At 71.1% G+C, this 14,010-nt stretch carries 14 protein-coding genes; 11 read left to right on the forward strand and 3 right to left on the reverse strand.

Going from position 1 to position 14,010, the window contains the following annotated elements; translation table 11 throughout:
* Positions 1–5: 5 nt before the first annotated feature.
* Entirely contained in the window at positions 6–1,148 is a 1,143-nt protein-coding gene (locus tag E2651_RS00465) for a glycosyltransferase family 4 protein (RefSeq protein WP_135328920.1), read from the forward strand.
* A gap of 188 nt (positions 1,149–1,336) precedes the next feature.
* Here E2651_RS00465 and E2651_RS00470 read toward each other — a convergent pair whose 3' ends face one another.
* Positions 1,337–3,133: an AMP-dependent synthetase/ligase gene (locus E2651_RS00470; protein WP_135328921.1), complete on the reverse strand. Its 1,797-nt coding sequence runs from the start codon at positions 3,131–3,133 to the stop codon at positions 1,337–1,339.
* A gap of 321 nt (positions 3,134–3,454) precedes the next feature.
* On the opposite strand from E2651_RS00470, the gene E2651_RS00475 reads away from it, so the two are divergent.
* From E2651_RS00475 to E2651_RS00500, 6 genes are all read left to right on the forward strand, one after another.
* Positions 3,455–4,204, forward strand: coding sequence for a metallophosphoesterase (locus tag E2651_RS00475; RefSeq protein WP_135328958.1), 750 nt, complete (start codon positions 3,455–3,457; stop codon positions 4,202–4,204).
* Positions 4,205–4,293: 89 nt separating this feature from the next.
* Positions 4,294–4,731 carry an SRPBCC family protein gene (locus E2651_RS00480; protein WP_135328922.1) on the forward strand — a complete coding sequence of 146 codons (438 nt, stop codon included), beginning with the start codon at positions 4,294–4,296 and terminating at the stop codon, positions 4,729–4,731.
* A 43-nt stretch (positions 4,732–4,774) separates the two neighbouring features.
* Complete coding sequence (locus E2651_RS00485; protein WP_135328923.1) at positions 4,775–5,905, forward strand: ArsA family ATPase; 1,131 nt, start codon at positions 4,775–4,777, stop codon at positions 5,903–5,905.
* Between the two features lie 108 nt (positions 5,906–6,013).
* The gene (locus E2651_RS00490; RefSeq protein ID WP_135328924.1) at positions 6,014–6,484 is read left to right on the forward strand and encodes a DUF5304 domain-containing protein; all 471 of its coding nucleotides are present in this window, start codon (positions 6,014–6,016) and stop codon (positions 6,482–6,484) included.
* 55 nt (positions 6,485–6,539) lie between these two features.
* Complete coding sequence (locus tag E2651_RS00495) at positions 6,540–7,481, forward strand: ROK family glucokinase (protein WP_135328925.1); 942 nt, start codon at positions 6,540–6,542, stop codon at positions 7,479–7,481.
* Positions 7,482–7,717: 236 nt separating this feature from the next.
* Positions 7,718–8,479 carry an endonuclease/exonuclease/phosphatase family protein gene (locus tag E2651_RS00500; RefSeq protein ID WP_135328926.1) on the forward strand — a complete coding sequence of 254 codons (762 nt, stop codon included), beginning with the start codon at positions 7,718–7,720 and terminating at the stop codon, positions 8,477–8,479.
* Here the strand turns inward: E2651_RS00500 and E2651_RS00505 are convergent.
* Entirely contained in the window at positions 8,476–9,096 is a 621-nt protein-coding gene (locus tag E2651_RS00505) for a hypothetical protein (protein ID WP_135328927.1), read from the reverse strand. The genes E2651_RS00500 and E2651_RS00505 overlap by 4 nt on opposite strands.
* The gene (locus tag E2651_RS00510; protein ID WP_135328928.1) at positions 9,089–9,868 is read right to left on the reverse strand and encodes an alpha/beta fold hydrolase; all 780 of its coding nucleotides are present in this window, start codon (positions 9,866–9,868) and stop codon (positions 9,089–9,091) included. Before E2651_RS00510 ends, E2651_RS00505 begins: the two co-directional genes overlap by 8 nt.
* A 160-nt stretch (positions 9,869–10,028) precedes the next feature.
* Here E2651_RS00510 and E2651_RS00515 point away from each other — a divergent pair, with 160 nt between their 5' ends.
* From E2651_RS00515 to E2651_RS00530, 4 genes are all read left to right on the forward strand, one after another.
* Positions 10,029–10,763 carry a lysophospholipid acyltransferase family protein gene (locus tag E2651_RS00515; RefSeq protein WP_135328959.1) on the forward strand — a complete coding sequence of 245 codons (735 nt, stop codon included), beginning with the start codon at positions 10,029–10,031 and terminating at the stop codon, positions 10,761–10,763.
* 89 nt (positions 10,764–10,852) lie between these two features.
* Positions 10,853–12,082: a DUF5931 domain-containing protein gene (locus tag E2651_RS00520; protein WP_135328960.1), complete on the forward strand. Its 1,230-nt coding sequence runs from the start codon at positions 10,853–10,855 to the stop codon at positions 12,080–12,082.
* Positions 12,079–12,783, forward strand: coding sequence for a response regulator transcription factor (locus E2651_RS00525; protein ID WP_135328929.1), 705 nt, complete (start codon positions 12,079–12,081; stop codon positions 12,781–12,783). The genes E2651_RS00520 and E2651_RS00525 overlap by 4 nt, the downstream gene beginning before the upstream one ends.
* A 143-nt stretch (positions 12,784–12,926) precedes the next feature.
* Positions 12,927–13,964 (forward strand): 6-phosphofructokinase, encoded by a 1,038-nt coding sequence (locus E2651_RS00530; protein WP_135328930.1) that lies wholly within the window; start codon positions 12,927–12,929, stop codon positions 13,962–13,964.
* Positions 13,965–14,010 lie beyond the last annotated feature (46 nt).

A 14,010-nucleotide genomic window follows, 5' to 3' on the forward strand; every position in this document is an offset into this window, starting at 1 on the left:
CGACGATGCACAAGACCCTGATCGTCACGAACGACTTCCCGCCCAGGCCCGGTGGCATCCAGGCGTTCCTGCACAACATGGCCCTTCGCCTGGACCCCGAGCAGCTCGTCGTCTACGCCTCGACCTGGAAGCGCGGCCGCGAGGGCGCGGAGGCGACGGCCGCCTTCGACGCCGAGCAGCCCTTCAAGGTCGTACGCGACCCCACGACGATGCTGCTCCCGACCCCGCGCGTCACCCGGCGCGCGGTCTCGCTGCTGCGCGAACACGGCTGTACGTCGGTGTGGTTCGGGGCGGCGGCACCGCTGGGGCTCATGGCGCCCGCGCTGCGCAAGGCGGGGGCGACGCGGCTCGTGGCGACGACGCACGGGCACGAGGCGGGGTGGGCGCAGCTGCCCGCGTCGCGGCAACTCCTGCGCCGGATCGGCGAGTCGACGGACACGATCACCTATCTCGGTGAGTACACGCGCTCCCGGATCGCCGCCGCGCTGACCCCCGCGGCTGCGGGGCGGATGGTCCAACTGCCGCCCGGCGTCGACGAGAAGACGTTCCACCCGGGCTCGGGCGGCGACGCGGTCCGGGCCCGGCTCGGCCTGACCGACCGGCCGGTGGTGGTGTGTGTCTCCCGCCTCGTGCCGCGCAAGGGGCAGGACACGCTGATCCTCGCGATGCCGCGGATTCTGGCGCGGGAGCCTGAAGCGGTGCTCTTGGTGGTCGGAGGCGGCCCTTACGAGAAGGAGCTGCGGAAACTGGCCGCCGAGACGGGCGTCTCGGAGTCGGTCCGCTTCACCGGAGCGGTGCCGTGGGAGGAACTGCCCGCGCACTATGGGGCGGGCGACGTCTTCGCGATGCCTTGCCGCACCCGGCGCGGGGGCCTCGACGTGGAGGGGCTCGGCATCGTCTACCTGGAGGCTTCGGCGACGGGCCTTCCGGTCGTCGCAGGCGACTCCGGGGGCGCGCCGGACGCGGTCCTCGACGGGGAGACGGGGTGGGTCGTCCGCGGCGGCGTCCCCGAGGACGCGGCCGACAGGATCGTCACCCTGCTCGGCGACGGTGAGTTGCGGCAGCGCATGGGGGAGCGGGGGAGGGCCTGGGTCGAGGAGAAGTGGCGCTGGGATCTCTTGGCGGAGAGGCTCAAGGAACTTCTGTAGCGCCTATGGGGGTGCTGCTGGGGGTTCGTTGGCGGCTTTCTGCCGTCATGGGCTGGTCGCGCAGTTCCCCGCGCCCCTGGGAAGCGGGGCGCAGCCCCGGCTTCAGGGGCGCGGGGAACTGCGCGAGCAACCAGCCGCGACCGGGAGTCGCGAGACAGCACCAGCCCCCACGGTGAGGGGGCGCACCGTCAGCCCCGGTAAAGCGCTTCAATCTCGTCGGCGTAATCCTTCGCCACAACGTTCCGCTTCAGCTTCAGCGACGGAGTCAGATGCCCCGACTCCTCCGTGAACTGCGTAGCGAGAACGCGGAACTTGCGTACGGACTCCGCCTTGGAGACCGCCGCGTTGCCGTCGTCGACGGCACTCTGGATCGCCGCAAGGAGATCCGCGTCGTTACGGAGCGACGCGGCCGTGGAGTCCGCGGGCTTCCCATGGTCCAAGGCCCAGCGGCCCACGAACTCGTCGTCGACCGTGACGAGCGCGCCCACGAAGGGGCGGCCGTCGCCGACGACCATGCACTCGGCGACAAGCGCGTGCGCGCGGATCCGGTCCTCGATCACCGCGGGAGCGACGTTCTTGCCGCCCGCCGTCACGATGATCTCCTTCTTGCGGCCGGTGATCCGCAGATACCCGTCCTCGTCGAGCGTGCCGATGTCGCCGGTGTGGAACCAGCCGTCGGCGAGCGCCTCTTCGGTCGCGCCCTCGTTGTTCCAGTACCCCGTGAACAGGTGCTCGCCGTGCAGCAGCACCTCGCCGTCGTCGGCGATCCGGACGACCGAACCGGGCAGCGGCTGGCCGACCGTGCCGATCTTCGTGCGGTCCCACGGGTTGAAGGCGGTGGCCGCGCAGGACTCCGTCAGGCCGTAGCCCTCGAGGACGGTGAAGCCGATGCCGCGGAAGAAGTGGCCCAGGCGCTCACCCAGCGGCGCGCCGCCCGAGATCGCGTACTCGCCGCGGCCGCCGAGGACGGCCCGCAGCTTGCTGTAGACCAGCTTGTCGAACGTCTTGTACTTGATCTTCAGGCCGAGCGAGGGACCGCTCGGGGTGTCGAGCGCGCGGCTGTACGCGATCGCCGTGTCCGCGGCCTTGTCGAAGATCTTGCCCTTGCCGTCGGCCTGCGCCTTGGCGCGCGCCGAGTTGTAGACCTTCTCGAAGACGCGCGGGACGCCCAGGATCATCGTCGGCCGGAACGACGCCAGCTCGTCCGTGAGGTTCTTGACGTCGGGCGCGTGGCCCAGCTTGATCGGCGCCATCAGCGCGCCGACCTGGACGAGACGCCCGAAGACGTGCGCGACGGGAAGGAAGAGGAGCACCGAGCACTCGCCGGTGCGGAACAGCGGCTTCAGCCGCTCCACCACGTTGCCGCACTCCGCGAAGAAGCTGCGGTGCGTGAGCACACAGCCCTTGGGGCGGCCGGTGGTGCCCGAGGTGTAGACGATGGTCGCCGGGTCGTCGGCGCCGGCGACCGCGCTGCGCTCGTCGACGGTCTCTTCCGGGACGTCGGCGCCCGCGCGGTTCAGCTCCTCGACACCGCCGCGGTCGATCTGCCATACGTCGACCAGGTCGGGAAGCCGGTCGCGGACGGAATCGACGGCCGCGCTGTGCGCGTCGAGCTCGACGACGATGGCCACGGCGCCGGAGTCACCCAGGATCCACTGGATCTGCTCGGCCGAACTCGTCTCGTACACCGGCACGGTGACCGCGCCCGCGCTCCAGATCGCGAAGTCCACGAGCGTCCACTCGTACCGGGTGCGGGACATCAGCCCGACGCGGTCGCCGGGGCGCACTCCGGAGGCGATGAGCCCCTTCGCGGCGGCGCGCACCTCGGCGAGGAAGTTCTTGGCGGTGACGTCCTGCCAGGTGCCGTCCACCTTGCGGCCGATGACGGCGACATCCGGATGCTGCACGGCATTTCTGCGGACGATGTCGGTCAGATTGCCGTCCGCGGGGACCTCGTACAGGGCCGGAAGGCTGAACTCGCGCAAGACTGCTGCTCCTACATAGGGCGCCGGCGCCACGACGTTGTGCGATGCGACGGTGCGGTCCAAGATCGGGCAGGTGCTCCCGGGGGGAAGTTGAACTGGAGCACTACTGGACTGCCCGGACGTTACCCATGGGTATGGCTTGTTCGGTAGGGGGTCCGGGCCAGATGTTCGGTGCGTCACACGTCGTTGTGGTCTGAACCGCACAGTACGCCACGCTCCTCACGACTCGGAAGTAACCGCAGGTCCGCCCGCTCATGAGGCCTCTACCCACCTTTGCCCGCTCGTTCTAGGGTGATCGGCATGCCAGGTTTCCGGATCAATGTGGTCAGTGACGTGCACGGCAACACAAAGGATCTCGCCCGCGCGGGCGAGGGCGCGGACGCGCTCATCTGTCTCGGTGACCTGGTGCTCTTCCTCGACTACGCCGACCACTCGCGCGGCATCTTCCCCGACCTCTTCGGCGAGGAGAACGCCGACCGCCTGGTCGAGCTGCGCACCGCGCGCCGCTTCGACGAGGCCAGGGAGCTCGGCAAGCGGCTGTGGGCGGGCATAGACAGGGGACCGGCCATCGAGCGCGCGGTGCGCAAGCAGTACGCCGAACTCTTCGCCGCCTTCCCCACGCCTACGTACGCCACATACGGCAACGTCGACATACCGGCCCTGTGGTCCGAGTACGCGGCGCCCGGCACCACCGTCCTCGACGGCCAGCGCGCCGAGATCGGCGGGCGGGTCTTCGGCTTCGTCGGCGGCGGACTGCGCACGCCCATGCGGACGCCCTACGAGATCAGCGACGAGGAGTACGCGGCCAAGATCGAGGCCGTCGGCGAGGTCGACGTGCTCTGCACGCACATCCCGCCGGAGGTTCCCGAGCTCGTGTACGACACCGTCGCGCGCCGCTTCGAGCGGGGCAGCCGGGCACTGCTCGCGGCCATTCACAAGACCCGCCCGAGATACGCACTTTTCGGCCACGTCCATCAGCCGCTGACCCGGCGCATGCGCATCGGGGCCACCGAGTGTGTGAACGTGGGGCACTTCGCGGGCTCGGGCAGGCCGTGGTCGCTGGAGTGGTGACAGCGGTCGACCCGGTGCGCGATAGCCTTCACGCGTCACACACGTCTGCATGACCCCTTTGACGGACCGCATCTGGAGGAGCCACGGCGATGGCGGAACACACCAGCTCGAGCATCACGATCGAGGCGGCACCGGCCGAGGTCATGGGAGTGATCGCCGACTTCGCGCGCTACCCGGACTGGACGGGCGAGGTGAAGAAGGCCGAGGTGCTGACCACCGACGACCAGGGCCGCGCCAAGGAGGTCCGCCTCGTCATGGACGCGGGCGCGATCAAGGACGACCAGACGCTCGGCTACACCTGGACCGGCGAGAGCGAGGTCAGCTGGACCCTCGTCAAGTCCCAGATGCTGAGGTCGCTCGACGGGGCGTACATCCTGAAGCCGTCCGGCGAGGCCACCGAGGTCACCTACCAGCTGACCGTCGACGTCAAGATCCCGATGCTGGGCATGATCAAGCGCAAGGCGGAGAAGGTCATCATCGACCGGGCTCTGGCGGGCCTGAAGAAGCGTGTGGAGGCCGGGGCTTAAGCGCTTCGGGGCACCGCAGGCCAGGGGCGTACCGTTCACCCTTATGCGCACCCTCCTCGTCACGGGCCCCGGCGGTTCAGGCCGTACCACTGTCGCCAAGGCCACCGCGCTCACCGCGGCCCGGGAGGGCGCCCGCACCCTCCTCATCTCCGCCGACCCAGTCGACACCGCCGAAGAGCCGGGCCTCACCGTCCGGCGACTGACCCCCGGCGACGCATTCCGTGACGACCTCCTCGCCCTGCAGAAGAAGGCGGCCTCCGCCCTGGACCTGCTCGGCGCCGGACGCCTCGAGGGCGAGGAGCTGACCCCGCTGCCCGGCAGCGACGAGCTGGCCCTGCTGCGCGCCCTGCGCGACGCCGGGCAGGCCGCGTACGACACCGTGGTCGTGGACCTCCCTCCGGCACCCCGCGCCCTGGCGCTGCTCGCGCTCCCCGAGCAGCTGCGCCGCTACCTGCGCAGGCTGCTGCCCCCCGAGCGGCAGGCCGCCCGCGCCCTGCGCCCGATGCTCGGCCGCATCGCGGGCGTCCCGATGCCCGCCGGCTGGCTGTACGACACGGCGGCCCGCTGGGACGCCGAACTCGCCGCCGCGCAGGCCGTGATCGAGGATCCGGGCACGACCGTGCGGCTCGTCGTTGAACCGGGCCCCGCGGGCGCCGACGCGGTGCGCGCCGCCGCCACCGGCCTCGCCCTGCAGGGCCTGCGCACCGACGCCGTCCTCGCCAACCGCGTGCTGCCCGACGACACCACCGACACCTGGCTCGCCGGGCTCATCGCCCAGCAGCGCAAGACCCTGGCCGAGTGGACGGGGACGTACGGCGAAGAGCTCCGCACACTGCCGCACCTGGGCCACGACCCGAGCGGCGCCGACGACCTGGCGGCCCTCGGCGTGCCCGCGCCGGGCGCCGCCCGTGAGCCGGTCGAGTGGCCCGTCACCGACGCCCTCGCCGACGACGGCGTCCTCGTCTGGCACATCCCGCTCCCCGGAGCCGTGCGCGACGAGCTCGGCCTGATCCGGCGCGGCGACGAACTGGTCGTCACGGCGGGCCCGTTCCGGCGCATCGTCACCCTGCCGTCCGCGCTGCGCCGCTGCACCGTCGCGGGCGCCGGTCTTCGCGAGGGCGAGCTGCGGGTGCGGTTCACGCCCGACCCGGATCTGTGGCCGCGTACACGGTGAACGGCCTACCGCCGTTCGGGTAACGTCGGGAGTACGAATCCATAGGTCCCCGGTCCATGGTCCCGGTCCATGGGTCCACCGGCCGCCCTCCGCAGGAGTCTGCCCGTCATGAGCGATGCCACCGAGCGCGAAGTGCCCGAGCCCGAAGCGGCCGACACCGACGCCGACGCCTGGGAGAAGGCGTGCGCCGAGGACCTCGCGGCGGAGAAGGCCCGCCGCCGGGAGCAGTACGGGACACCGCCGGGATCGGCGGGCGAGGAGCTGCGCAAGCTCGTCGACGCCGTCTCCGAGAAGCTGTCCGGACTCCAGACGCCGCTGCTCGGCGCGGTCGCGCAGGGCGCCGTCGAGCAGACGGTGAAGCAGGTCGTCCAGCAGGCGAAGGCCGCCGTCGAACCGGTCATCGAGCGCAACCCCGATGTCTTCGACCACCTCGCCGCCGCGGGCAACGAACTGCTCGCCGCCTACCGCTCCGCGGTCGAGAGCCAAGAGGGCCGCTGGACCCGCGGGAGCGATTCGGCGGGCGGCCCGGAGCGGCGTGACGAAGGGCCTGGGCCCGGCGAACACATCGACTTGGACTGACACACCCCTCGGGTACGGTTGGCCGTAGCGGGGCTCGACCGAAACTGAGGGACACATGGGACTCACCATCGGCGTCGATATCGGCGGCACGAAGATCGCGGCCGGAGTGGTCGACGAAGAGGGCACCATTCTCGACACCCACAAGGTGCCCACGCCGCCGACCGCCGACGGCATCGTGGACGCGATCTGTGCCGCCGTGTCGGGGGCCGGCAAGGGGAACGACGTGGAGGCCGTCGGCATCGGTGCCGCCGGATACGTCGACGACAAGCGCGCCACCGTTCTCTTCGCGCCGAACATCGACTGGCGCCACGAGCCGCTGAAGGACAAGGTCGAGCAGCGGGTCGGCCTGCCGGTCGTCGTCGAGAACGACGCGAACGCGGCGGCCTGGGGCGAGTACAGGTTCGGTGCGGGCCAGGGCCACGAGGACGTCATCGTCATCACGCTGGGCACGGGCCTCGGCGGCGGCATCATCATCGGCAACAAGCTGCGCCGCGGACGCTTCGGCGTCGCCGCGGAGTTCGGGCACATCCGGACCGTGCCGGACGGACTGCTGTGCGGCTGCGGGAGCCAGGGCTGCTGGGAGCAGTACGCGTCGGGGCGTGCCCTTCTGCGGTACGGGCGGCAGCGGGCCAACGCGACGCCGGAGGCCGCGGAGATCCTCCTCGGGCTCGGCGACGGCACGGTGGACGGCATCGAGGGCAAGCACATCAGTGAGGCGGCCCGGCAGGGTGATCCTGTCGCCGTCGACTCCTACCGTGAGCTGGCCCGCTGGGTCGGCGCGGGCCTGGCCGATCTGGCCTCGCTCTTCGACCCCTCGGCGTTCATCGTCGGCGGGGGGCTCTCCGACGAGGGCGAGCTGGTCCTCGACCCGATCCGGAAGTCCTTCCGGCGGTGGCTGATCGGCGGGGAGTGGCGCCCGCATGCGCAGGTGCTGGCGGCTCAGCTGGGCAACAAGGCGGGGCTCGTCGGTGCCGCTGACCTTGCTCGGCAGGGGTAGTCGCTGCTCGGTGATTTTTTCTTGGCGCCCGTTGCCCCTCTGCGGGGCGGCGGGCGCCTTGCTGCGTCGGTGCCCGGCGTCGGTGCCCGGCGTCGGTGCCCGGCGTTGCTGCCCGGCGTTGGTGCGTTGTGCCCACCCTTCCCCAGGCTCTCGGCTCCGCTCGAGCAGGGGAGGCCCCATGCGCCGTGCGGAACGCCTGCCCACAACGCAGGCGGCCAGCGCGTATCTTGGCCCGCATGGCGATCACTCCGCTGCCCAACTCACGGACCGGTGAAGACGGTTCAGCCGTCGTCCGGGTGCTCAGTTACAACATTCGGTCCATGCGGGACGACACCGACGCGCTGGCCCGCGTCATCGCCGCGTGCGAGCCCGATCTCGTACTCGTCCAGGAGGCGCCCCGGTTCTTCCGGTGGCGCAAGAAGCTGGCGCGCCTTGCACGTGCGGCCGATCTGGTGATCCTCTCGGGCGGGGCCACCGCCTCCGGGCCCGCGCTGCTCTGCTCGCTGCGGGCGACCGTGGAGCGGACCGAGGACGTGCTGCTCCCGCTCACCCCCGGCCTGCACCGGCGCGGCTTCGCGACCGCCGTCGTGCGGTTCGGGGGCGCCAGGCTCGGCGTGCTGAGCTGCCATCTGAGCCTGCGGAGCGACGAGCGGTACGCGCAGGGCGGGATGCTGCTCGACCGCCTCGCCGGGATGGGCGTGGAGCACGCCGTCGCGGGCGGTGACCTGAACGACCGCCCCAAGGGGCGTACGTTCCGCAGGCTCGCCGCTCAGCTGCGGGACTGCTGGGCGACGGCGCCCTGGGGCGGCGAGAACACCTCGACGCCGGGCGACCCCCATCAGCGTATCGACGCGATCTTCGCGACGTCCGGGGTCGAAGTGCTCGGCTGCGGTGTGCCGTTGGAGCTCGACGGGGTGAGCGAGGCGGATCTGCGGGCGGCCACGGACCATCTGCCCGTGCTCGCCGCCCTCAGAATCCCGGCAGCTCAAGGGGGTTAGACGACCGCGCCGCGCCCCGGATCGTCGTCCTCGTCGTCGTCACCCTTCATCCGCGTCACCAGCGTGGCGAAGCCGCCGAGGAAGCCGCCGATGCTGAGCGTGGCGATCCACCACGTCATGTTCCAGCCGAGCAGCACGGTGAGCAGGAGCAGCACAGGCCCGCCGATCACGGCCAGCCAGGCGAACTTCGCCGTCACGTCGGCCTCGGGCAGCGGCGGCGGCTCCGGCGGGACGAAGTGGCCCTCGTCGTCCGCGTCCAGGTCGTCGTCGGAGGCCTCGGGCGCGTCGTAGTCACGCGGACCGCCGACTCCGGGCGCGAAGGAGACGGAGCCGCCGAGGGGTGTCTTCGTGCCGGACGCGTCGGTGTCCTCGGAGTCCTTGCCCCGCTTGCCGTCCTTCTCCGAAGGCTCGTTCGTCTCGGGCTCGAGCAGCGCCAGGTCCTCCACGGACTTGAACGGCTTGGCGCCCGGCGGGTCCGCCGGTTCCTGGCCGTACCCGGCGACGATCTCCTGCCAGACCGCGTCCTCGTCCAGCGGCACGCCGCCCTCCGGGGTCGCCTTCTCCTCGGGCTCGCGGTCCTCGTCGTGGTCCGGTTCACGTCGGTCCTGCTCAGCCACCGGAGGCCGTCCCTTCCTTGCCGACACTGGGGGCGAGCCGGCCGATGAACGCGAGGCTCTCGTCGAAAATCCGGTCCGCGTCGTGGTCCAACGTCGCGACGTGGTAGCTCTGTTCCAGCAGGATCTCGGTGACGTCCGTCGAGGACACCCGGCTGAGGATCCTGGCCGAGTCGACCGGCGGCACCACATGGTCCTGCGGGCTGTGCAGAAGCAGCAGCGGCTGGGTCACCTGCGGCAGCTCCCCGTCGACCCGGGCGAAGAACTGGCGCAGGGAGTGCGCCGCGTGCAGCGGCACCCGGTCGTAGCCGACCTCGTCCGAGCCCTCCTTGGCGATGTCGCTCGCGATGCCCTTCGTCGTACGCACCAGATGGCGGGCGACCGGCAGCGCGCGCGCCGCGAGGCCGTGCACCTTGTTCCCCGGGTTCACCAGGACGATGCCGCGCACCGCGTCGCCGTGCTTCGCGGCCAGCCGCAGGGTGAGCGCGCCGCCCATGGAGAGGCCGAAGACGAAGACCTCCGAGCACCGCTCGAGGAGCCCGTGCAGCTCGCGCTCCACCTCCGCGTACCAGTCCTGCCAGCCGGTCATCTGCAGGTCCTCCCAGCGCGTGCCGTGTCCGGGCAGCAGCGGGAGGGAGACGGTCAGGCCCTGTTCCGCGAGGTACTCGGCCCAGGGGCGCAGGGACTGCGGGGATCCGGTGAAGCCGTGACAGAGGAGGACGCCGACCTCGCCGCCCTCGTGGCGGTACGGCTCGGCTCCGGGGAGGACCGGCACTTCGGTCTCCTTCGTGAGATGTGGCTGCGGGGTTACGCGGAGTACTTCACGGTACGCGACCGGACTGACACCGACCAGGGCCGTCGGGCCCTTTGGGCTTACAGCGGGTTAAGGTCTGATCCACACATAACAGGAGGCACTCGGTTTGATCTACGGCGCAATGAAGGTCGCCATCGGAGGGCCGCTGAAGCTCGGCTTCAGGCCCTGGGTGGAAGGCCTTGAGAACGTACCCGCCGAAGGACCGGCCATCCTGGCGAGCAACCATCTCTCCTTCTCGGACTCCTTCTTCCTGCCCGCGGTGCTCGACCGGAAGGTCACCTTCATCGCCAAGGCGGAGTACTTCACGTCACCCGGTGTGAAGGGCAAGCTCACGGCGGCCTTCTTCAAGGGCGTCGGCCAGCTCCCCGTGGACCGCTCCGGCGGGCGCGGCGCGGGCGAGGCGGCCATCAAGAGCGGCATCGAGGTCCTGGAGCGCGGTGAGCTCTTCGGTATCTACCCGGAAGGCACCCGTTCGCCCGACGGGAGGCTCTACCGTGGCAAGCCCGGCGGCCTGGCCCGCGTGGCGCTCGCCACCGGGGCGCCGGTGCTTCCCGTGGCGATGATCGACACCGAGAAGATCCAGCCGCCCGGCAAGGTCCTTCCGAAGCTGATGCGGCCCGGCATCAAGATCGGTGAGCCGCTCGACTTCCGCCGGTACCAGGGCATGGACCACGACCGGTTCGTCCTGCGGGCGGTGACCGACGAGGTCATGTACGAGATCATGAAGCTTTCCGGCCAGGAGTACGTCGACGAGTACGCGACCGCCGCGAAGCGCCGTCTCGCGGACGAGGCGAAGGCCGAGAGGGAAGCCGAGAAGAAGGCCGCGGTGGCCGAGAAGGAACGGTCCGGCGCCTAGCGGCGTCGGTGCGGAGGGGGAGCCGAGAGGCGCCCTCAGGGGCAAGGGGGGACGTGACCAGCACAGCTAAGCGTGTACGCGTCATGAGAATGTCGGTCGAGCAGCCGCTGTGGCGTGCGCTGACCGGCTACCGCGTGCTGACCATGCTCTACGCGATCGGCCTGTTCGTCGCCGCGTACGAGCGGTTCGACCGCCCCTGGGTGGCCATCGCGTACTACGTGGTGCTCGTCTGCTGGACGCTCGCCACCCTGCCGAAGGTCGCGGGCGCCGCGAGCTGCACCAAGCGGTTCCTCGTCATCGACCTGACCGTCGCGATCACCGGGATCCTGCTCACGCCGGTCGCCGACTCGCACCAGCGGATCGTGCACGACGGCCCGACGCTGCCCTCGATATGGACGGCGGGCGCGGTGCTCGCCTTCGCGATCAAGGGCGGCTGGCGGTGGGCGGCCTTCGCGTCGGCACTCGTCGGCGTCGCCAACATCGCGCAGCGCGGCAGGCCCACCCAGGACACGCTGCACAACGTCCTCCTGGTCTGCATCGCCTCCATCGCCATCGGTTACGTCGTCGAGGTGGCCCGCGCCTCCGAGCGCACCCTCGCCCGCGCCCTGGAGATCGAGGCCGCGACCCGCGAGCGTGAGCGCCTGGCCCGCGACATCCACGACAGCGTGCTCCAGGTCCTCGCGATGGTGCAGCGGCGCGGCAGCGCGCTCGGCGGCGAGGCGGCGGAGCTCGGCCGGCTCGCGGGGGAGCAGGAGGTCGCGCTGCGCGCGCTGGTGGCGGGCGGCCTGGTCCGTACGTCCCATGTGTCGGAGGACGCCTCGCTGGGGGCCGTGGTCCGCGCGGTGGAGGAGCCCGACGAGGACGCGGAGGACGCCGACCCCTGTGACCTGCGCTCGCTGCTCTTTCCGTACGCGGGCGCGAAGGTGACCGTCTCGGAGCCGGGCGCCCCCGTCGGGCTCCCGGCGAAGACCGCACGGGAACTGGCCGCCGCGGTCGGCGCCGCCCTGGACAACGTCCACCGGCACGCGGGCCCGGACGCCGCCGCCTGGATCCTCGTCGAGGACGAGCCGGACGCGGTGATCGTGACGGTGCGGGACGACGGCCCCGGCATCCCCGATGGCCGCCTCGCGGAGGCCGAGGGCGAGGGGCGGCTCGGCGTCGCCCTGTCGATTCGGGGGCGGCTGCGGGACATCGGGGGGACGGCCGAGCTGATCTCGGTGCCGGGGCAGGGTACGGAAGTGGAAATGAGGGTCCCGCGGATCGCGGGGAGCCCGGAGAACGTGGGCAGCACACGGGGGAAGGCAGGAAAGGAACGATGAGCGAGCAGCGGCAGGACGTGCGGGACGACCGGGACGGCAAGGGTGCGGTCAAGGTCATGGTCGTCGACGACCACCCGATGTGGCGGGACGCGGTCGCCCGCGACCTCGCGGAGGCGGGCTTCGACGTGGTCGCCACGGCGGGCGACGGCGAGCAGGCTGTGCGCCGCGCGCAGGCCGCCGCGCCGGACGTCCTCGTACTCGATCTGAACCTGCCCCTGAAGGCGGGCGTCCAGGTCTGCAAGGAACTCGTCGGCGCCAACCCGGCCCTGCGGGTGCTCGTCCTCTCGGCCAGCGGCGAGCACGCCGATGTCCTGGAGGCGGTCAAGTCGGGGGCCACCGGCTATCTCCTGAAGTCGGCCTCCACCGCCGAGCTGACCGACGCGGTGGGCCGCACGGCCGTCGGCGACGCGGTCTTCACGCCGGGCCTCGCGGGCCTGGTCCTCGGCGAGTACCGCCGCCTCGCGTCCGATCCGGCGCCGGGCACCCCGGACGACCCGAAGGCCCCGCAGCTCACCGACCGCGAGACCGAGGTGCTGCGGCTCGTGGCCAAGGGCCTGAGCTACAAGCAGATCGCCGAGCGCCTGGTCATCTCGCACCGCACCGTGCAGAACCACGTGCAGAACACCCTGGGCAAGCTCCAGCTGCACAACAGGGTGGAGCTCGTGCGGTACGCGATCGAGCGCGGACTCGACGACGAGTAGCCCTCATTCGACCCTCATTCGAGTGAACATGCTTGATCAACTCCCTTGCGGGGCAACGGAATTGACCGTCCGCACCGTCCCTCAGTGACCTGGATCACCATTAGCGTGACTCGCATCAGGTCACTGAGGCGAAGGGACATTCCATGGCGGCCAAGAAAGTCGGAGTACTGACCGGAGGCGGCGACTGCCCCGGGCTCAACGCCGTCATCCGGGGCGTCGTCCGCAAGGGCGTCCAGGAGTACGGCTATGACTTCGTCGGCTTCCGGGACGGCTGGCGCGGTCCCCTGGAGGGCGACACCGTCCGGCTCGACATCCCGGCCGTGCGCGGCATCCTGCCCCGCGGCGGCACCATCCTCGGCTCCTCGCGCACCAATCCGCTCAAGGTCGAGAACGGCATCCGCCGGATCAAGGAGAACCTCGCCAAGTACGAGGTCGACTCCCTCATCGCGATCGGCGGCGAGGACACCCTCGGCGTCGCCGCCCGGCTCACCGACGAGTACGGCATCGATGTCGTCGGCGTACCGAAGACCATCGACAACGACCTGTCCGCCACGGACTACACCTTCGGCTTCGACACCGCGGTGGGGATCGCCACCGAGGCGATCGACCGGCTGCACACCACCGCCGAGTCGCACATGCGGGTCCTCGTCGTCGAGGTCATGGGGCGGCACGCGGGCTGGATCGCCCTGCACTCGGGCCTCGCGGGCGGCGCGAACGTCATCCTCATCCCCGAGCAGCGCTTCGACCTCGACCAGGTCTGCGCCTGGGTGACCTCGCGCTTCAAGGCCTCGTACGCCCCGATCGTCGTCGTCGCCGAAGGGGCCATGCCCAAGGACGGCGAGATGGTCCTCAAGGACGGGACGCAGGACTCCTTCGGGCACGTCAGGCTCTCCGGGGTCGGCGAGTGGCTGGCCAAGGAGATCGAGGGGCGGACGGGGAAGGAAGCCCGGACGACCGTGCTCGGTCACGTCCAGCGGGGCGGCACCCCCAGCGCCTTCGACCGCTGGCTCGCCACCCGCTTCGGCCTGCACGCGATCGAGGCCGTACGGGACGGCGACTTCGGCAAGATGGTCGCGCTGCAGGGGACGGACATCGTGCGGGTACCGATCGCTGACGCCACGTCGAAGCTGAAGACCGTGGATCCGAAGCTGTACTCCGAGGTGGGGGTCTTCTTCGGCTGAGTGGAGCGCCCCGGAGGCTCCGGCCTCCGGGTGCCGTCCCCCAGGG

The organism is Streptomyces sp. MZ04 (genome assembly GCF_004684775.1).
In the GTDB taxonomy this organism is placed as follows: Bacteria; Actinomycetota; Actinomycetes; order Streptomycetales; family Streptomycetaceae; genus Streptomyces.

Excerpts from the sequence above, each read along its gene's own strand:
- E2651_RS00465 (WP_135328920.1), top strand. The coding sequence starts at position 6 with ATGCACAAGACCCTGATCGTCACGAACGACTTCCCGCCCAGGCCCGGT.
- E2651_RS00480 (WP_135328922.1), top strand. The coding sequence starts at position 4,294 with ATGGCGGAACACACCAGCTCGAGCATCACGATCGAGGCGGCACCGGCC.
- E2651_RS00485 (WP_135328923.1), top strand. The coding sequence starts at position 4,775 with ATGCGCACCCTCCTCGTCACGGGCCCCGGCGGTTCAGGCCGTACCACT.
- E2651_RS00490 (WP_135328924.1), top strand. The coding sequence starts at position 6,014 with ATGAGCGATGCCACCGAGCGCGAAGTGCCCGAGCCCGAAGCGGCCGAC.
- E2651_RS00495 (WP_135328925.1), top strand. The coding sequence starts at position 6,540 with ATGGGACTCACCATCGGCGTCGATATCGGCGGCACGAAGATCGCGGCC.
- E2651_RS00500 (WP_135328926.1), top strand. The coding sequence starts at position 7,718 with ATGGCGATCACTCCGCTGCCCAACTCACGGACCGGTGAAGACGGTTCA.
- E2651_RS00515 (WP_135328959.1), top strand. The coding sequence starts at position 10,029 with ATGAAGGTCGCCATCGGAGGGCCGCTGAAGCTCGGCTTCAGGCCCTGG.
- E2651_RS00520 (WP_135328960.1), top strand. The coding sequence starts at position 10,853 with ATGTCGGTCGAGCAGCCGCTGTGGCGTGCGCTGACCGGCTACCGCGTG.
- E2651_RS00525 (WP_135328929.1), top strand. The coding sequence starts at position 12,079 with ATGAGCGAGCAGCGGCAGGACGTGCGGGACGACCGGGACGGCAAGGGT.
- E2651_RS00530 (WP_135328930.1), top strand. The coding sequence starts at position 12,927 with ATGGCGGCCAAGAAAGTCGGAGTACTGACCGGAGGCGGCGACTGCCCC.